At 67.7% G+C, this 19702-nt stretch carries 13 protein-coding genes; 3 read left to right on the top strand and 10 right to left on the bottom strand.

Translation table 11 applies throughout. The features are described from left to right. Positions 1 to 90: 90 nt before the first annotated feature. Entirely contained in the window at positions 91 to 1107 is a 1017-nt protein-coding gene (locus IEY99_RS23640; RefSeq protein WP_189206253.1) for an XRE family transcriptional regulator, read from the top strand. Between the two features lie 318 nt (positions 1108 to 1425). Here the strand turns inward: IEY99_RS23640 and IEY99_RS23645 are convergent, their stop codons facing one another. From IEY99_RS23645 to IEY99_RS23655, 3 genes are all read right to left on the bottom strand, one after another. After that, on the bottom strand, positions 1426 to 1869 hold the full coding sequence (locus tag IEY99_RS23645) for a hypothetical protein (protein ID WP_189206254.1): 444 nt from the start codon (positions 1867 to 1869) through the stop codon (positions 1426 to 1428). 1 nt (position 1870) lies between these two features. Next, positions 1871 to 13318, bottom strand: a complete 11448-nt coding sequence (locus tag IEY99_RS34975) for a putative Ig domain-containing protein (protein ID WP_189206255.1) — start codon at positions 13316 to 13318, stop codon at positions 1871 to 1873. 315 nt (positions 13319 to 13633) lie between these two features. Continuing rightward, positions 13634 to 14074: a relaxase domain-containing protein gene (locus IEY99_RS23655; protein ID WP_308427080.1), complete on the bottom strand. Its 441-nt coding sequence runs from the start codon at positions 14072 to 14074 to the stop codon at positions 13634 to 13636. A 438-nt stretch (positions 14075 to 14512) separates the two neighbouring features. On the opposite strand from IEY99_RS23655, the gene IEY99_RS23660 reads away from it, so the two are divergent. Both IEY99_RS23660 and IEY99_RS23665 read left to right on the top strand, forming a co-directional pair. Beyond that, positions 14513 to 14878, top strand: coding sequence for an AbrB/MazE/SpoVT family DNA-binding domain-containing protein (locus IEY99_RS23660; RefSeq protein WP_189206257.1), 366 nt, complete (start codon positions 14513 to 14515; stop codon positions 14876 to 14878). Positions 14879 to 14883: 5 nt separating this feature from the next. Next, on the top strand, positions 14884 to 15888 hold the full coding sequence (locus IEY99_RS23665; protein WP_189206526.1) for a tyrosine-type recombinase/integrase: 1005 nt from the start codon (positions 14884 to 14886) through the stop codon (positions 15886 to 15888). Between the two features lie 313 nt (positions 15889 to 16201). On the opposite strand, the gene IEY99_RS23670 is transcribed toward IEY99_RS23665, so the two are convergent. The 7 genes from IEY99_RS23670 to IEY99_RS23700 form a co-directional block, all read right to left on the bottom strand. Further along, entirely contained in the window at positions 16202 to 16741 is a 540-nt protein-coding gene (locus IEY99_RS23670; protein ID WP_189206258.1) for an SUKH-4 family immunity protein, read from the bottom strand. A gap of 3 nt (positions 16742 to 16744) precedes the next feature. Continuing rightward, positions 16745 to 17257 (bottom strand): hypothetical protein, encoded by a 513-nt coding sequence (locus IEY99_RS23675; protein WP_189206259.1) that lies wholly within the window; start codon positions 17255 to 17257, stop codon positions 16745 to 16747. Further along, a complete protein-coding gene (locus IEY99_RS23680) occupies positions 17250 to 17741 on the bottom strand; it encodes an endonuclease (protein WP_189206260.1) in 492 nt (163 codons plus the stop codon). Before IEY99_RS23680 ends, IEY99_RS23675 begins: the two co-directional genes overlap by 8 nt. Before the next feature lie 106 nt (positions 17742 to 17847). Beyond that, positions 17848 to 18549, bottom strand: a complete 702-nt coding sequence (locus IEY99_RS23685; protein ID WP_189206261.1) for a WXG100 family type VII secretion target — start codon at positions 18547 to 18549, stop codon at positions 17848 to 17850. Between the two features lie 6 nt (positions 18550 to 18555). After that, entirely contained in the window at positions 18556 to 18867 is a 312-nt protein-coding gene (locus IEY99_RS23690; RefSeq protein WP_189206262.1) for a type VII secretion target, read from the bottom strand. Positions 18868 to 18875: 8 nt separating this feature from the next. Beyond that, entirely contained in the window at positions 18876 to 19310 is a 435-nt protein-coding gene (locus IEY99_RS23695; RefSeq protein WP_229799181.1) for a YbaB/EbfC family nucleoid-associated protein, read from the bottom strand. Between the two features lie 182 nt (positions 19311 to 19492). Further along, complete coding sequence (locus IEY99_RS23700) at positions 19493 to 19687, bottom strand: hypothetical protein (RefSeq protein ID WP_189206263.1); 195 nt, start codon at positions 19685 to 19687, stop codon at positions 19493 to 19495. Between the last annotated feature and the right edge of the window lie 15 nt (positions 19688 to 19702).

Genomic DNA, 19702 nt, shown 5'->3' on the forward strand with positions numbered 1-19702 from the left:
TACCGACGCCTCGAAACCACACCGTCAACCTCTTGACCGGTCATAGGAGCGTCCACGCTCGGGCAAATCGCCACGGCATTGCGAGTCCCGGTGCAGGCGCTCATCACGGTCGACGAGCAGGTTGTCCTCTCTCCCGGCACAGCGCACCCCGCACTGCCGGCGATCCGGCACGCGCTCAACCAGTGGCCGGCCCTTGGCCATGAACCACCCCCGCCGCTCGAACACATTGAGGCCCGGCTGACCATGGCATGGCGGGCCCGGCACGCCTCACCGGATCACCGCACCGTGATCGGTAGCCTGCTGCCTGACCTGATCCGCGACACCCAGCTCGCCGCCCGCACCTACTCCGGCGACGACCGGCGTCGCGCTCAGGCTCAGCTGGCCGACGTCCTCGGCTTGGCCCAGATGTTCCTGGCCTATCAACCCGCCGCTGACCTGCTCTGGCGCGTGGTCGACCGGGCGCTGTTGGTCGCTCAGGAATCTGGCGATCCGCTCGCGCTGGCCCAGGCAAGTTGGTTCGCGATCGAAGCGCATCGCGACGCCGGTGACTGGGACACCGCCCAGAGCGTCAACCAGGACGTCCTGGCCGCCCTGGATCCTCACTTGGCCGACGCCAGTGAGGACCTGCTCGCAATGTACGGGGCGCTGCACGCCGCCGCGGCGTTCACCGCTGCCCGCACCGGTCGAGCAGGGGTCGCATGGCGGTCCTGGGATGAGGCCGACCGGGTCGTGCGCCGCTTCCATGACGGCTACTACCAGCGCGCCACGAGCTTCTCCAAGCCTGTGATGATCGCGCACGCGGTGACCCTGGAGGTCGAGCTTCACAAGGGCGACAACGCCGTCCGAATGGCGACGACCGCTCAGGCCGACGCCATCCCGTCGCGGCCCCGACGCGCGCGGCACCTGATTGAGGTGGCTCGCGGACATCACCTCAACCGAGAGCACACTGAGGCTCTCGGTCTGCTCTCCCGCGCCTACGACGCCGCTCCGGAAACCATCCGCTACAACGCCTTCGCCCGCCACATGGTCTCCGACATCCTCGCCGGCCCCGCTGTCCTCCGTCGACGAGCCACCGACCTAGCAGTCAAGATCGGACTCGCCGGATAGCCACGCGGAAGCGTTCAGGCCGCCGATCGCGTAGAAATTGGCAGACCAACGGCCCCGCATCGTCGCGCAGACCGCCGCGCCCGTCGACCGGCTCAGCAGTAGTCGCTTAACTGTTCCTAACACGCTCGGTAGCTGGTCCAGCTAATTAGTCGGCGCTAGCAGATCAGGACGCAGGCAAGGCTGACGAGACGGGGATGTCACCACTCAGACGGCTTCAAGCAAGCCCATCGGGACTTGGGGCGCGCGATGAATTGGCCTTTGGTATCGATGCCTTTTGTGGCATCGAGGATGCTTGGCTGGTGAATAAACAAGTCGGCTCTAGATGAGATCAGGTGCCACAGGCCCTTCGAGATCAAAAACAGGAACTTGACGCTCGTCTCCACGACGCCATACCGAAAATAGCCACTCTCCGTAGGGATAGTCACTAATTATTTCAAAGATGCGGCCGCCGTGGGTACTCAAACGCAGATCAAGCCCAACGTCTCGAGGCAGCGTGCTTACTTGAACGATTTTATCTCCAATGAAATCATCAAGAACCGTCCTCGTCGGCTCAGCGCCGGTGCTCGATCCGCTGGCGCGAGCCTCTGCGACATCCTGTGAAATCGACGGAGAGGTTGCAGTAAGGCTCGTTGCAGAAGCATGCCAGTTGGTGTTCACGCGTAGGCGCCAGTAGCTCCCGCCGAGGCAGACGCCATCAAGATCCGCCTCGACGGCTGCGATCGTGAGCGGGAGAAACGCCCTGACGTCCTCTAACCATGCCACGCTATGGCTCCAAATCAATGTGCGTCCGAGACCGGACATATAGCTTCGAATTTGCACCCTTCGGCGGCTGTATTGGCCTACCCGTGAATGGACTTACCGGCGCGTCGGCGCCATTAGTAAACGAGGCTCGAAGCCCGGCATTTCCGTTGGCTGAAGGCTGCATGATACGGATCCTGCTGCCGTCCGGCAGTTGGAAGCCCGTACCTGCCGAACGGGTAGAGAAGGTGCTGAATCCCGCCTCTCCCGCGTCGACTGCCCCCTGCAATCCCGACTCTAGCCGCGAAGCACTTCTGGGTACTACGGTCCCGCTTGCGTCTGCCACGAACGTAGCCCCACCGCAGTTGTGTACGAGGACCGGCATGTTGCCAGCGAGTACATAGTACGTGTGGATGCCGTCGACGGTCATGTTGTAGGCCGTTGTGGTGTGTTGTGAGTCGGGGCGCAGTCCGTCAGTGGGGACGGTGCGGCCGTCGGCGGTGCGTACCAGGTCCCCGGCGTCGAGTTCGGCGGCGTCTTGCCACTGCTGGTCGGTAATGTTCCAGAACGGGTGATCCTCGGTGGTGGTCACAGCTTCGCCGTCGATGATCAGGTCGAGGACGGTGTCCTCGTGGATCCAGAGGGCGGTGACGGTCTTAGCGGATGTTTCGTTGGTCTCGGGTTCGGTGGCCAGCACTGTGTCGCCGACACGGACGTCCGCGATCGGTTTGCGGGTGCCGTCGGCCATGAGAACGCCGGTGTTGCCTGCGAAGCTGCGGAACGGCACCGGGCAGCTGTCGAGGCTTCGGCCGGCACCACTGACGGCCTTGGTGCCGCGGGCGGTACCGGAGACGCCTCTGGCCAGTTTGTAGCCCTTGTAGGCGAGTTGTGCTCCCTTGACGACGTCCATGCCGGGTACCGCCAGGGAGGCGACGTCGCCGGCGAAACGTCCGCCCTTGAACCAGGCGCTGTTCTTGAGTTTGCAGGTCGATCCGGGGCGGACCATTTCGATGAGCTTGGTGCTCAGGCCGAAGGTTAGGGAGTCGGCTACGCCGACGTTGAATTCGTTGTAGGCCCGGGCGACGGTTTCGACGCCTGGCTTGACCATGTTCCATGCGCTGCTGAGCACGCCGCTGATGGACAAGAGGCCGGTCGGGTCGGTGTTCTGCAGGGGGTTGTTCTCGGCGTAGGCGTAGGGCAGAAGCGTCTGGTCGACGATGGGGTCGATGGACAGGAACTGGCCGGTGGCCGGGTCGTAGTCGCGGGCGCGTAGGTGGACGAGTCCGGTGTCGGGGTCGGTCCAGGCGCCGGTGTAGCCCATGGCGCTGTCGCTGGCGCCGCCGTGGGTGAGGCGTTTGCCGTAGGGGTCGTAGGTGTTCTGGCCGGTGGCGGCGCCGGTGTTGCTGGTGATGAGCCGGACGGAGCCGACGTTGTCGGTGTGCAGGTATTCGGTGGTGCCGTCGTCGTCGATCTGGGCGTAGGGGGTGAGGTCGGGGCCGTACAGGTAGCGATGGATACCGTCGTCGAGGATGACGGGCATGCCGCCGAGGTTCGCCCAAGTGAAGGCGGTGGTGACGCCGTCGTGGGTGCGGGTGCGGCGCAGGCCGCCTCCGTCGATGGTGTAGTCGGTGCGGGTGCCGTCGGCGGCGGTGACACCGGTGAGGGCACCGGAGTCGTTGTGGCGGTACTGCGTCGTCTTGCCGCCGGCGGTGGTGACGGTACGGGCGCCGTTGTCGTCGTAGGAGTAGGTGGCGGTGGTAGTGCCCAGCCGGGTGGCGCTGGTGAGTTGCTGGCCGGTGTAGTGCAGGGCGGTGCCGTCGGCCAGGCCGGTCAGGTTGCCGGCCGGGCTGGTGGCGTAGCTGCCGGCGCTGTCCGCCCCGGTGACCGTGGTGAGCTGGCCGAGGGCGTTGAAGCCGTAGGAACCTGCGGCGTCGGTGGCCATCTGGCCGGCGTCGTCGTAGGTGTAGCTGTACGTGTCGAGGGTGGAGGTGCCCTTGGCGTGGGTGATGGACAGCGGCCGGCCGACGCGGTCGTAGGTGTAGCTGCTCGTCACCCCGTTCGGGGTGCGCTGGGCCATCATGTTGCCGTCGACGTTGTAGTCGAAGGCCGTGGTGCGGCCCGTCCAGTCGGTGGCGGACGTCATCTGGCCCTTGGCGTCGTAGCCGTAGGTGACCTTGTCGCCGCTGGGGTAGGTCAGGTCGGTGAGGCGTCCCGCGGTGTCGTAGCGGTAGCCGACGCTGTCGCCGACGCTGCGGGCGCTGCGGGCCAGGCGTCCGGCGTTGTCGTAGGTGTAGGTGGTGGTGCCGGTGTCGTCGGTCATCGAGGTGCGCTGACCGGCGTCGTCATAGCCGTAGACGACGTCGGTGGTGCTGTCGGCGCTGTGCTCGATGCGGCGGATGTCGCCCGCCTCGTTGTAGGTGAAGGTGATGGTGTTGTCGTCCGGCTGGGTGATGGTGGCCGGCCGGCCGGCGTCGTCGTAGGTGTAGCGGGTGATCAGGCCGCCCGGCTGGGTACGCGTGATGCGCAGCCCGGCGTCGTTGTAGGCGTAGGTCGTGTCGTGTCCGTCGGGGTCGCTCACCGTCACCAGCTGGCCGTCATCGTCGTACTTGTGCTTGATGGTCGATGTGGTGTCGGCGCCGGTGACAGTGTCGAGTTGCCCGTCGGCGGTGTAGCTCTGCTTGGTAACCCGGCCCAGCGGGTCCTTGGTGGCGGTGAGTTGCCCCGCCGCGTCGTAGGTGTAGGTGGTGGTTTTCTCGTTGGCGTCGGTCGTGCTGGTGACCTGACCGGCGGCGTCGTAGGCGGTCTTGGTCGTGGCGCCCGAGGGCAGCTCCGTGCTGAGCAGCCGCCCGGCGGCGTCATAGGTGTACTTGGTGGTCTTCAGATTGGGGTCGGTGGCGCTGGTCCGCAGACCCAGCGCGTTGTACTTGAAGCTGGTCTTGCCGGCCGGACCGGAGACCTCGTCGATCTGTCCACCAGCGGTGTACTTGGTCGTCGTGGTCCCCTCGCCGGGCGCGGTCACCGAGGTGACGCGACCGAGGGCGTCGTAGGTGGTGGTGGTCGTCCTGTGGTCGGGGCCGGTGACGCTGATCTGGTTGCCGTCGGCGTCGTAGGTGTAGTGGGTGGTCCGGTCTCCGGGTGCGGTGACCGTCAGGACCCGGCCGACCTCGTCGAAGGTGCTGGTGGTGGTGCGTTCGGTGGCGTCGGTGGTGGCGATCGGCTGTCCGGCGCTGTTGTAGGTGACCTTGGTGAGGGTTTCGTCGGGTGCTCGGGTCCAGGTGCGCAGTCCGGCCTCGTTGTAGCCGTACTTGGTCAGCGCACCGCCCGGGGATTCCTCGGTGGCCAGGGTGCCATCGGGGTTGTAGGTGAAGTGCCGCGTGTGCTCGCCGGCACTCTTGATGGACAGCAGGTCACCGACGGCGTTGTAGGTGTTGACGACGGTCCGCTCCAGCGGATCGGTGACGGACGTGACCTGGTTGAGCGCGTTGTAGGTCCACTTCGTGGTGCGGTTCAAGGCGTCGGTCTGGCTGACCTTGTTGCCCTGCGCGTCGAAGACCGACGTGACGACCTTGCCGAGAGGGCCGGTGACCGAGGTCGTGTTGCCCGCCTTGTCGACCTCGTAGGACCAGGACTGCTCCATCGCGGTGCCGGCCGCGGCGGTCCTGCGGGTGAGGTAGCCGTCGGTGTACTCGTTGATCGTGACGGTGCCGTCCGGGTCGGTGATGGTGGTGCTGCGAGAGCCGGCGGTACCTACCGAGGCGTGGCTGTAAGCCATCTTGGTCACCTGGTCGAGCTGGTCCTTCTGGCTGACAACGCGGCCCGCATTGTCGTAGGTGTTGACCAGGTAACCGCCGCCGGGCTTGACGACGGACAGCATGCGGTTGCCGCTGTCGTAGCCGTAGCGGGTCACCGTGCCGTCGACCGCGACCACGCCGGTCAGCCGGCCGGCGGTGTCGTAGCCGTAGCGCACGCTGCGCCCTGCCGAGTCCCGCAGCGCCGTGATGTGGCTACCGGTCCAGGTGAAGGCGAGTTTGCGCCCTCCGGAGCCGCTCACCGTGGTGAGCCGGTTGTCGCTGTCGTAGCCATAAGTGAGGGCGTTGCCGTGGACGTCGCGCTTGGTGGTCAGCCGACCGGCGGCGTTGAAGGTCATGACCTCCTGCGCCCGGCGGGTGAACGTCCAGCTGCCATCGGTGTCACGCACGAGCGTGGCGAAGTCCCTCGGCCCGGCCTGATACTGCCCGTCCTGGGTGGCGGTGAAGGTGACAGCGGAGCCGTTCTCCTGCTTGACGGTCACCGTTTGTCCCGCGCCGGCGTTGTCGGAGAACTCCAGAGCGGCACCGTGATTGAGCGACCAGCCGGGACCGAGGGGACCGCCGGTCTCGCTCGCCGCACTGGAGTAGGTGCGGCTCACGTCGAGCGCCGGACCGCTACCGGGCAGCGCGACGTCGGTGATGGTGTCGAAGAACTCACCGGTCAACGTGTTCACCGGGTCGCAGCTGCACGCCTGCGTGACGTTCTGCGACGGATTCTGCCCACCCTGCACTTCTCGCTGTGTCAGCGGCGCCGGCGGCGGAGGCGGTGGGAGAGGCAGGGACACCGCATTGGACCATAGGGGCAGGTACGCGGCGGCGTACGTGTGACCTGGATCGAACCTTCCCCACCAGCTGCAGTAGGCGTGGTTGCACACCTTGGCGCCGAGTCCCGGCAGCTGGGTGGTGTCCTCGGTCAGGTCGTAGAGAACGATCCCGTCCCAGGGCCAGCCTTTGCGCCGGTTGGTCTCGGCGTAGAAGGTTCGCTGGTACTGGTCATACCGCAAGTTCAGCGTCATGGCGGAAAAATCCGCCCCACGCCCGCCCCAGAAGGCTTTCACACTGATCGGAGCGTTGACGCGATCATGCAGTACCGCGTCGATGAGGTGGCCGCTCCGGGCGTTGGGAACCGTGACCGCGCACTTGGAGCCGCTGCCACAGGAGATCAGAGTCTCGCCGGTGGTGGTGTCGACGATGTCGAGGAAGTAGGGCTCGGGGTTGAGGAACTCGTTGACGTAAGCGGAAAGGGTGACCTCCTCGACCGCGTCGGTGGACGGATACCTGATCTCCGTCCCGGTGACATAGAGGCTGTGGCCCAGAGACTCCGACATAAAGGGCATAGTCCACACTGCGGCGTCCTCGATGACGCCGCCGTCTTCCCGATAGAGCTCCGCTTTGAGCTGGTGCGATCCGGTGGCTTTGTACGACAGATACTTCTCGCAGCCATTGGTGAAGGTGTCCGACCAGGTCATCGGGCAGGACCCGAGGACCTGATCGGCGGTCAGATCGGTGATGCGCAGACTGTAGCCGTCGCCGTATTTCCCATTGACGTACACGAGGACGGAATCCATCGCGTAGTCACTGACGTAGGGAGCGACGATCGAGTCGATGGCCCAGCTGAAGGTCTGGTCTCCCTTGAGACCCGCGGCGTCGGTGGCGGTGACGGTGACCTCCGCCGAGGGTCCGTACCGGTAGCCTTCCGACTCCACCTTGGCCAGCGTTCCGGAGATCATGCCGGTCCTGGAGTCGATGGCGAGGCCTTCCGGCAGACCCGTCGCCGACCAGGTGTAGGGCGCGGTGCCCGCCTTGGCGGTGGGCTGGACGCTGACCCGTTCGCCTTCCAGGTTCCGGACGTATCGGTCCTCGGTCACCGTGACCTCTACCGGATCGGTGACCGTCCAGGAGAACGCCGGGGCGCGAGCCGCGCGCCCCCAACGGTCGGTGACGTCGTAGACCTCGAGGACGATGTTGTCGGTACGTCCCTTGACCGTCGGAGTGCCACTGATCAGACCGGTGTCCGGGTTGAGGGACAGGCCCTCGGGCAGGGGGTTCGAGAAGTACTCGTCCCAGGACATCCATCCCATCGCGCCGTCGATGCCCGTCGCGGTCAGCTGCAGCGAGACCGGCTTGCCGACGAGACTGACCTGGTTGGGAACGGTGAACAGGATCGTCTTGGCGATACGCCAGTCGAATGCGCCGGTGGCCTTACTGCCTGCCGTATCGGTGACGGTGATGCGTACCGGGAAGTCGCCCACAGCGACCGGCGTCCCCAAGACGACACCCGTGGCGGCATCGATGTGCAGGCCCTTCGGTAGCCCGGTAGCCGACCATGTGCGCACCCCGCCACCGTTCTCGGGGCGGATGACGTCCGTCATCTTCTTTGACAGCGGCTTCCCGAGCGCGCTGTCGAGGATGACTCCGCCGTACACGACCAACGGCTGGACGGTCTCCCAGACGAAGGGCACGGTACGGACCTGGGCACCGGTGGCGTCGGTGACCGTCACCGTCGACACGAACGCCCCGGCGACGGTGGGCTTACCGCTGATGGTGCCGGTCTGGGCGTTGATGGTCAGGCCGAGCGGCAGGTCCTGCGCGGCCCACTGGTACGGCGTCGTGCCGCCGGCGGCGGCGATCGTGCGCGACACGTCGATGCCGACAGCGCTCGCCGGGGAACCGGGATCCGCGAGACTCAGCCGTCCCTCAGGGGCATTGCCCCGGACCTCGAGCTCGTCGACCAAGGTCCAGGCGCTTCCACCGTCGACGTCGACCCTGACGTAACGGGCGTTGGTGTCCAGGGCGATGGCGCGGTAGACCTTGCGCTGGTTGCTGTCGGAGGTGGCGGGGCGTGCGACGATGGCCACCGTTGCGTAGGCCTGGCCGTCGGTGGAAACCGCGTAGGTCACCGTGGCGGGCAGCTGGGCATAGTCGGCCTTGGCCTGCAACCACCCGGTGCTGATCTCGTTGACGGGCTTCACGGCGCCGAGGTCGGCCGTGAACGAGTACCGGCCGGCGCCGTTGCGGCCCTGCCAGGCAGGGCCGTACGAGACCTGTCCGAGCACGCCGTCGGTCAGGGCGGCGGTGTTGGTGTCGGGGTGGGCGTCGTCCGCCGGAACAGAGGCGGTGTAGGCGCAACCGGCTCCGACCCCGCCGCAGCGGGCGTAGTTGACGGTGGTCACCGGAGCGGCGACCGTCGTAACCGTCACCGTGGCGCTGGGCGCGGATGCCACACCGGCGGCATTGATGGCCGTGACCTCGTACCGGTACGTGGTGGCGTCGTCGAGGAGCCGGTCTGTGAAGCTGATGGAGCCGGCGGTCGTGGCGATCAAATCACCGTCGCGGTAGACGCCGTAGCTCTCCGCGCGCGGTACCGCGGACCAGCTCAGCTCGGCGGTCTGGGCCCCGACCGCGGTGGCGGTGACGTCAACGACGGGTGTCGGGGGAGCGAGGGCCGAGTCCACGGTGAAGGAGAAGTGGCTGGTCTCCCCCCAGCCCGCGACGGAGTGCGCGCGCACGTGCAGGTACCACGTGCCGTCGGGCTTACTCGTGGTGTAACTGGTTCCATCTGTGTCGACGGTGGTGTCGGGCTCCGTGGTGGGTGACTGGTCCACGACGACGCTGTAGCCGTCGACCATCCATTCCGACGACCACGTCGCCGTGAAGGTGGTCCCCGCATAAGGGATATCCGAGTCTGGGTGAGTGGGCGATGTGATGAGAGGGGCCGAGGGCAGGTCGAGCTTTCGGACCGACGAGCCCATTGTGAAGCTTCCCCTGCGTCCCTCGGCGTCGGTTGCAATCACCGTCGTGGTGTTGCTGCCTCCCGCGGTGGGCGTCCCGGTGATCTCACCGGTGCTGGCGTTGATACTGAGCCCGTCGGGCAGACCGGTCGCGGTCCAGACATAAGGGCCTGTTCCATTCGGGACTTCGAATGGCCACGCCACGGCGACGCCCATGTCGGCCGACCATTCCCAGTCGACGGGATAGACCTGAAGGGGCTCTTCGCCGCTGGGGGATGTGACAGTCCAGTAGAGGTTGTTGTCGTTGAACTCGCCGGCAGAATCGGTAACGGACAGATGTACCCAGGCGTCGCCGACGGTGGTCGGGCGGCCAGTGATTTCGCCGGTGGTCGGGTTGATCGTCAGGCCGGGCGGCAGACCCGAGGCGGACCAAGTGTAGTCGCCGGTGCCGCCGATGATCGGGGGTTGAAAGGCCACTGATGCGCCCTGCACAGTGGTCTGGTCGTCGTCGGCGCCGATAAAGAGCCCGGTTTCGATTCGCCAGGTGAATCCGATGACGTCGCTCTCGCCAGTGGCGTCTTTCACGGAGACCCTGACGTAGGTGACGAGCGCGCTGCCGGAGGCCGTTCCGGTGATCTCGCCGCTGGTGGCGTTGATGGTCAGGCCGTCGGGAAGGCCGCTGGCGGTCCACGTGTAGGGTGCGGTGCCTCCGTGGGCGACGAGGGGCTGGTAGACATTGCTGCTGGTCACGCTGTACCGGGTCCCGGGATCGTCGATGGCGACCTCCGTCGAGCCCGTGAGGACCGTCCATGCCATGGACACCTCGGCGGTGTTCCCCGCCGTGTCCGAGACGGTTACCGTCGTGGAGGCCGTTCCCGCGGTGGTCGCAATGCCGGTGATGGCCCCGGTGGCGGCGTCGATGCTCAGACCGGTGGGCAGGCCGGTGGCGGTCCAGGTGAGCGGTGCGTGGCCGCCGCGGGCCGACAGGTTCAGCGATACCGCGGCCCCTGCCGTGACCTCTTGCGCGCCGGGGTCGGTCACGGTCAGTGGCTCGGCGACGTTCCAGGAGATGAAGACCTTGCTGGTACGGCCGCCCGCGTCGGTCGCGGTGATGGTGACGGTGGTGGCCGTCGCGGAGGTCGGCACGCCGGAGATGACCCCGGTGGTGGGGTTCATGGTGAGTCCGGCGGGCAGGCCGCTAGCGGTCCAGGTGTAGGGGGCGGTGCCGCCGCCGGCGGCGACGGTCAGCGTCACCTCGGCGCCGGTCGTGCCGGTCTGCGGTCCCGGGTCGATGACGGCCAGGGCGGCCGCGACGTGCCACGCGACGGATTTCGCGGTGGTGTGGCCCTCGGCGTCGGTCAGGGTGAGAGTGGCGGTGGCATCGCCGGCGGTCGCCGGGGTGCCGGTGATGGCGCCGGTGCTCTGTTGGATGGTGAGGCCGGCGGGCAGGCTGGTGGCGGTCCAGGTGTAGGGGGCGGTGCCGCCGGACGCGGTCGCGGTGACGTTGATGTCGACTCCGGCGGTGGCGTCGACGGTGTCGGGGGTGGTGATGGTCAGCGCCTGGCCGATGGTCCAGGTGAAGGTGGCGGCGTTGGTGCGCTTGCCGCTGTCGGTGGCGGTGACGGTGACCGGGCCGGTGGCGACGGTGGTGGGGGTGCCGGTGATGGTGCCGGTGGCCGGGTTGATGCTCAGCCCGGCGGGCAGCCCGGCGGCGGTCCAGGTGTAGGGCGCGACACCGCCGGTAGCGGTGACCGTGACCGACGCGGGGCTGCGGGCGGGGTCGGTTTGGGTGCCCGGGTTGGTGACCTTGACGGGGACCGCGACGGTGAGCGGGAACGTCACCGTACCGGCGATCTTGAGGGCGTCGGTGACGGTGACCTTGACCGTGCCCGTGGTCGCGGTCGACGGGGTGCCGGAGATCAGGCCGCTGCTGGCGTTGATGGACAGCCCGGCGGGCAGGCCGCTGGCCGACCACGAGTAGGGCAGCTTGCCGCCGGTGGCGGTCATGGTGTGGGAGACCGCGACACCGGTGGTGGCGTGGACCTGGCCGGGGTCGGCGATGACCGCGGCGGGCGCGATGGTCCAGGTGAAGCTGGTGGCGCCGGAGACGCGAGCCGTGTCGGTGGCGGTGACCTTGGTCGTGTAGGCGCCGTTGGTGCTCGGGGTGCCGGTGATGACACCGGTCGCGGTGTCGATGCTCAGGCCGGGCGGAAGGCCGGTGGCGGTCCAGGTGTAGGTGCCGGTGCCACCGGCGGCCTTGATCGCCAGTGGGGTGATCGGCGTGCCGGTGGCGCTGCCACGGCTGCTGGGGTAGGTCACGATGACGCCGGTCGCGAAGTTGAAGGACAGGCTGCCGGTGACGCCGTCGACGTCGGTGACGGTGACCTTCGTGGTCTGGCTTCCGGCGGTGGTCGGGGTGCCGGTGATGACACCGGTGGCGGAGTCGATCGACAGGCCGGCGGGCAGCCCGGTGGCGGTCCACCGGTACGGCAGGGTGCCGCCGCTGGCGGTCATCGTCTTGGAGTACTCGACGCCGGTCGGGCCGACCTGGCCGCCCGGATTGGCCACCACGATCGGCGGCACGATGGTCCAGGTGAGGGTGAGCGAGTGGGCGCGCAGGCCGGTGTCGGTGACGCTGATCGTCACCGTGTGGGTGGCCAGCGTGGTGGGGGTGCCGGTGACGACACCGGTGGCGGCGTCGAGCGTCAGTCCGGCGGGAAGACCGGTCGCCGCCCACGTGTACGGGGCGGTGCCGTCGGTCGCGGTGAAGGGCACCGACACTGGGTTACCGATCGCGTCCTTGCGGTTGCCCGGCTCGGTGATCCTGACCGGCGCGGCAACGGTGAGCGGGAAGGTCACCGTACCGGCGATCTTGAGGGCGTCGGTGACGGTGACCGTCACCGGCCCGGCGGCGGCCACGGTGGAGGTGCCGGAGACGAGGCCGGTGCCGGACTTGATGGACAGCCCGGCGGGCAGGCCGGTGGCCGACCACGTGTAGGGCGCCTTGCCGCCGGCCGCGGTCATCTGCTGCGAGAACGGGATGCCGGTGGTGGCGTGCACCGCGCCGGGGTCGCTCACCACGGCGGCGGGGGCGACGTTCCAGGTGAAGCCGGTGGCGCCGGACATGCCGGTCGAGTCGGTGGCGGTGATCTTCGCCGCGAATGCGCCATCTGTCGTCGGGGTGCCGGTGACCACACCGGTCGCGGCGTCGACGGACAGCCCCGGCGGCAGGTCGGACGCGGTCCACGTGTAGGCGCCGGTGCCGCCGGCGGCCTGGATCGGCAGCGGCGCGATCGGGCTGCCGGTGCCGCTGCCCCGGGTGCCGGGGAAGGTGACGATCACGCCGGTCGCGAAGTTGAACGAGGCGCTGCCCGCGACACCGGCCCGGTCGATCGCGGTCACCTTGGTCGTCTGGCTGCTCTTAGTCGTCGGCGTACCCGAGATCTCACCCGTCGCCGCATCGATCGACAACCCGGCGGGCAGCCCGGTCGCCGACCACACGTACGGGGCCGTACCGCCGCGGGCGGCCAGCGTCTTCGAGTACGGCACCCCGGTCGGGCCTACCTGGCCACCCGGGCTGGTCACCACCACACCGGTGGCCCAGGCGAAGGAAGCAGTCGCGCTCATGGCCGCCGCGTCGCGGACCGTCACAACGACGGAGGAGTTCCCGGCGGCCGACGGCGTACCCGAGACGGCACCCGTACCGGAGTTGATGCTCATACCGGTCGGGAGTCCTGTGGCCGACCAGGAGAACGGCGCCGTCCCGCCGGCCGCCGTCAGCGACAGCGAGGCAGGGAGCCCGGTCGGGCTGGACTGCGCGCCCGGGTTCGTCAGGGTCAGGGCGGCCGCCCACGCCGGCACCATCGGCGCGAAGCTGACCAGCACCGCGGCAATCGCCACGAACGCCAGGGCCACCGTCCGCCGCGGCCACATCCCGCGACCCGAAACGAGCGACTCCGCAACCGCACGGGACCCGCTGGACGCAGTCCACTCCCCACCAAACGACATGAAGAAAAAAGTACGGATATGCCGCATAGCAGCTGATCCGGCGAACGGGGTGGCCGGGCAACCAGATGGCAACCGGCGCACCTGCAAACGGGTGGAATCCGGTATCCGAGCGGACGACCGGTGGCTGGAAGTCCGCATCAGCGGTACCTGCTCTGCCAACGGGGCATCACCAGTACCAGCTCTACCAGCGTGGGCCGGCGCGTTAGATCTGCCTCACCAGCTTTTTCTCAAGTTCGCCGCTCAGCGACTGGTGCCCACGATCTCGCGGATGGTGGAGCCCGGACGCGCGGTGAACTGCACGCCGCGGCGGCGGGTGAGTTCGCCTTCGAGGGCGCGTTCGTAGGCGACCCTGGCGCCGATGTTCGCCTGGTATAGCGCCTTACCGTCCGGGGCGAGCCAGGTGGGTTCACCGTCGCGTGCCAGCGTGCGGACCTTCGCGGACACGACGACGTGGTAATGGAGCTGCGGATCTTTCTCCTGGCTCATGCGGTGGTCGAACACGGTGGTGGCCAGGCCCGCGGTGTCGACTTGCCGCAGCCCGTTGGCGCCGGTCCGGGTGAAGGCGCCATGCCGTTCGAGGTGTCGCACCACGGGACGGACGCCGTCGTGAGAGTGGGTAGACCTGGCCTGTCGACCTACGTCAACCTTCGTCGTCTTCCGGTGAAGCGCTCTCATTGTCATGGTTGCAGGTGGCCGGCTAGCCAATCCCGATGGCAGCCCGGCTGGGCCACCAAGCCCCGGGGGAGGAGGACCATGTCGACGTTCCACGATCCCCACTGGTTGAGCAAGCAGACCATCCTTGAGGAACCTGGGCGTCGGCTGAGCGGCGCTTCGATGAGGTCACTCTCGGTGCCGTGGCCACACTTCGATGAGGCGAGAAGCGCCGCGGAGATTCGCGGCTTCGAGCCGGGCGGTATGGCCAGTGGCGCTGAATCCCATGCTCTTGTCGATCACTGTGGCCCAGATGCCCCGTCGTCGGGGTGCTCTGCGAATTGGTCGGCTGCATCCCCGCCTATTTTGGGGAGTCTGTTGCACAGTACGGGCATTACTGGTGGCCCCGAGCTCCAGCTCGGTTGGTTCTTGGCGGTACACCGCCGGAATGCAGCACCGCAAGTAGCCGTGCTCGACGCTGAGGTCGAAGTCGGCCGATACTGGACCGTTACCCCGATCGACGAACGAGCTCGGCTCGGCGACCGTGCTCCCCTGAGGCTGTTGGGCTGGGGACCGGGTACTCCCGTCACGGTCCTCGCGAATCCCGCAGCCGGCATCATCGCGGTCCGGCTCGGCGGCAGGTATGTCATCGACAGGCAGGGACGACTTCGGCTGCCGGCGGAGATCCGGCACGCATGTCGGCTGGGCACCGGGGACCGGCTGCTGGTCGCTGTGCATCCTGCCGAGGCTGTGCTCGTGGCATACCTTCCTCGAGCGATGAACAGGATGGCCGCCAGCTATCACGCTGATCTGACCAGGAGCGACATGCAGTGAGCTTCATGCCGCTCGCTACGACTGGCGAACTGGACGCTGCGCGCCTGCTGCTCGACCGGCTCGGTGTGGTTCCCGAACAACTTCTGAACGACGACAGAAGCATGCCGACCTTCGGCGAATACGTCCCGCAGGTCGCGGCAGCGGTGTCGGCCGGTACCCGGCGGGTGTACGGCAGCTACTGGGATCGGATCTGCGAGCAGTGGGGCACCCGGCGACTCGACGAACCGACGGCCACGGAGATCGGGCAATTCGCCCAGCAAGCCAAGGCGGACGTGGTTGTCCGCGCCAATGCGCGAGGTGGCCATCTTGCCGCAGAACACACCATCGCCGCGATGCGCTGCATTTACCGGCACGCGATCGCCGACGGCTATCTACCCGAGGGACGAAATTTCGCCATCCGTGTACCGAAACCGCGCCGGCAAGCCAGTGCACGCAGGGCGCTGCTCGGCACCCAACTCGCCGCTATCAGCACCGCAGCATCTACCACGGGGAACGACCGCGACCTCGATGGCCTGATCATCCGTCTGCACGTCGAAACCGCCTGCCGGCGGGGCGGTGCACTTTCCCTCCGCCCGGCCGACCTCGACCCAAGCCAATGTCTGGCCCGGCTCAGGGAGAAAGGCGGGACGGACCGATGGCAGCCGATCTCGCCAACCCTCATGCGCCACCTGCGCCTGCACCACGAACAGCGGGGCGGAACACAGGGGCAAGCGCCGCTACTGTGCTACCGCAATGGCAAACCGATCACGTACCGCCGTTACGACCATCTCTGGGCCCGCATCGGCAGACACCTGCCCTGGGTCGCCGCCCAACAGATCAGCACTCACTGGCTGCGCCACACCACACTGACCTGGGTTGAACGCCACTTCGGGTACGCCGTAGCTCACGCCTACGCCGGACACCACAGCCGCAACGACTTCGGAGCCACCGCCACATACACCCGCGCCGACGTCTACGAAGTCGCCGCCGCACTCGCCGCCCTGACCGGCGAGAGCCACCCGCTGGCGTAGTGCTGACCTTTGCAGCGGCAGGACATGGCCGCAAGCTGAGGGAGGCTCAAGGCCACGGCGGGCGTGGTCCCGCCTTGGAATGGAGACCGGATCGGGCGTTTGCCTCCTCCGGCCCGCACGGTGCCCCTCTCAGCCGTTGACGTCCCTGCCGGTGTGATCAGCCAGGGGATGCCCGGTCAGCCAGGCGACCGCAGCAACTATCTCCATACAGTCATCGCTGCGACTTTGTCTCCGGAGCGCGGTCGCTGGCGGTCCCGAATGGAAGGGAGGAGCCGCCGACGCAATCTTCTAGGGAGACTGGTGATCGTCTCTTCTAGGTGCTGGTGAGTAGTTGGGCGAAGGCGGCGGACCACCAGGATTCGGGGTCCTCGAATGCGTCGGGGTCGAGGTCGTGCAGGTCGCGGCGCAGGATGGCGGCGTGGTCGGCGCGGGCTTCCCCGCCGGGGTCGGATTGGATGAGTTCGTCCAGGCGGTACAGGAACTCGACGAACAGAGCGAAGGAGGTGTTGACCAGCTCGTATCCGGGATGCTCGGGGTCCAGGTCGAGCAGCATGATGGCGCCGGTGGCCGGGTCGAGGCAGAACAGCATGTCGGGATCGGAGGGCACACAGCCGATCACGATGAGGGTGGTGGGCTGGTCTTCGCCGAGTTGCAGGTTCAGCAGGCTGAACAGTTCCAAGTCCGGGGCGGTCACGGCGACGGTGAACAGGATCGGCACCTCGACGGGGATGGCCCCGTCGGGAGGGAACGCTTCGGGGCCGACCTGGATGCGGGACAGGAACCGGTCGAGCGGGAAGTAGATGATGCGGCGCGCGCCCCAGTGGGCGAGGAGCTGGGCGTGGGTGAGGGGCAACGTTCAGTCCTCCGCCGGGTCTTCGTCGTCGTGGGCCCAGCCGAGCTCGACGAGCAGTCGTGCCCATGGGTCGTCGGTGGCGCAGATGTCGAGGTAGCCGTCGCCGAGCAGGTAGTCGGTCATGAAGGTGGCGACGTCGTCGGTGAGTTTCTCGAACTCGGTGCTGTCGAGCCAGGTCACGCCGGTGTCGGGGAACCACCACACCTCACCGGTATCTTGGTGGATCAGCAGGGGTTCGTCGTTGAGGGTGGCGAACCGCGTCCACACGTCCGGGTCCGCGACGGCTTCCACGCCGTCGAGCGAGAAGTCCTGCTGGGCCAGCTCGGCGCGAGAGTAGACGACGATCTCCCCGCCGCGGGGCCCGTCGCTGAGCGCCAGCACAGCGCTCAACCCGGGAGGCAGGTCGCCGTCGCCGCTGTCGGGTCGGCCGGGTGGGAACTTGCCGTACTTGATGCCGTCGGGACGGGCGGCGAGCGCGGTGCGGACTTGTTCGATTCGGCTGCTCAGCTCACTCATCGATCACCTCAATGCGAATGGGGGTGCCGTCCTGTAGTTTCGCGATTTGCGGGCGGATCTGGCGCATCCCGATGTCTTCATTCGTGGGCCCGTGCAGAAACTTGAGATTACTCCTATGGTCCGGACCGCCGAGTTGCAGCTCCCACACGTGGTCGGGCTGCATCACCCGGGTCACGCGGTCGATGAGCTTGTCCGAGAAGTCAGGGTTGCGTTCGTGGTACTGCGCGTAAATGCGGTCGATCATGTCCTGGCGGTATTCCTTGGTGACCGACGGGTCACGCTCCACCGGGTTCGTGGCCTTATACAGCTTGCCTTCTTCACCGAGCTCGTGCAGCGCGCCCATCTTGCGCCGGAACTCGGTCTTGGGCATTTTCGGCTTGCGGACGACGGTCACGGTGACCGGCTCGATCGCCGGGTCGGGACCGGTGACCCGCGCCCGCCCGGCGCGGGCCACGTCGTTCACGCTCGCTTCGGCCTCGCGCATGCTGCCTGCGCGTCCCCGAGCCCGCCGCGGCCGACCACCACCGCTGCCAGTGCCGCCGTCGCTGTGGCCGCCGGCTGGAGTGCGAGGTTTACCCGTCATCGTCGGCTCAGCCCTCGAGGAGCTGGCGTAGGTTCTTCAGACTCTCGACCAGGGCCATCGTGTAGGTCAGGATCCGGCCCGCCCACTTGACGACCGCCGAGGCGATCTGCGCGGCGACGACCGGGATCGTCACGATCGCCAAGGATTCCAGCGCCCACACCACGACCCGTGCGACCAGGTCAGCGATCAGGTCGCGAACGATGTCGCGGGTGAACGTGACCAGGTTCCCCGCCGCCTGGGTCGCCGACGACATGGTCGCCGCGAGCACGCTGAGCCCGTCGAGCGCGTCGACGTTGTTGCCCATCAGCTGCTGGTATGCCGTAGCGGCGGAGCCCTGCCAGTCAGGCAGGTCGGAGATGAGGCTGGCGTGCAGGTCTTCGGCCATCGACTGCAGCGCGCCGGCCATGTTGTTCCAGGTTTGCGCGTGCGCGATGACCCGGTCCGGGATGCCGGCCAACTGGTCGAGCATCTCGCGCAGCGGCTCGAAGTGCTCCATGGCCCAGCCGAGGCCGTTGGACAGCAGCGCACTGAACGGGTCCAGCGCCGTCGCCGCGGCCTCGGTGGCGAACGCGCCACCGGCGAGGGCTTGATCGACCCAGCTGCCCCCGTTCACGCTTTGCTGCAGGCCTTGGAAGCTGTCGGCGAGTGACGCCCCGCTCCAGGCGGTCTGGGTGGAGACTGGTGCGGCGACCAGCGAGTTGTCCGTCATCGGGCGTCAGATTCCACCGGCTTGGCGGATCTGCTCCGCGGCGGCTTCGTCGACCTGTTCGTAGTCGCGGCTGGCTGCCGCCAGTGAGTCCGCCGCCAGGGACAGGTTCTCTTCCACGTAGGCGATCAGCTCGTCCTGTGCCGCGTGGCGGCCCTCCAGGATCCCGGCGATCCAGCCACACAGCATCCCGTACGCGGCATCGTCCTGCGCGATCGCGGCGCTGGCGCCCTTGACCGCGGCGAACTGGGCACGGACGGCGTCGACGTTGGCGGCATGCCGGCGCAGCTGTTGCGGGTCGACGGTGAATTCGTCAGCCATCGGTCGCCTCAGCCCGCCACGCCGGGTACCGGCGGGTCACCGGCCGGGGGCTGTAGCTGCTGGGTGACCCGCTCGGCGATCGCACGTGCTGCTACCGAGTCGGGTCCCATCGTCTCGGCGATGATCTGCTGGGATCGCTGTGCGGCCTTGAGCTTCGCTTGCTGCATCGCGCGCAGGACCGCCCGCGAGACCACGTCGGGGGCGACCCGCTGGATCCGCTGGGCGAACTGCACATCGATCAGCATGCCGGTGGAGTCGATCGTCACCTCGACCAGGCCGTCGCCGTCGTCCGCGCTCACCCGCAGCTGCCCGAGCCGGTCGCTCATTGCCTGGGTGTCTGCGGCCATCTGATCGATGCGGCCCTTCCACCTCTTCAGGTACTCCGTGGCCCCGTCCGGGTCCAGGATGCCGTCGCTGGCCATCGAGCCGGACACCGTTCTCACCCCGTTCCCCACCCCCGCACGGAAACCGGAGTCTAACAACGCACCCGACGGGCAGCGACCCGCCGACTTGTACACGCCGGGCGACCGACATGGTGCTTCGACCCAGATCGCCTGGACTTACGGGGCGCTCCGAGGGGCAGTTCTGCGGTGGCAAGCAGGCGGGCGACCTCGACCGGCCGTTGCTACAACTCACGGGCGACCACGTCGAACGGGTCGACGTCACAGGGAGTTCCCCGGGCATCGGTGCCGCGCACGACGTAGCGGTATCCGCGGGCGAATTTCGGGCCGTCCGGACCTGCCGGGTGCGTGGCGGTGGACCACCACGCCCCGAGTTCAGCGTGCAGCATGATCCAGTCGTCGGTCTCGAACTCCTCCAAAGGTATGCGGTCGAG

The organism is Couchioplanes azureus (assembly GCF_014648355.1).
Taxonomy (GTDB): Bacteria; Actinomycetota; Actinomycetes; order Mycobacteriales; family Micromonosporaceae; genus Actinoplanes; species Actinoplanes azureus.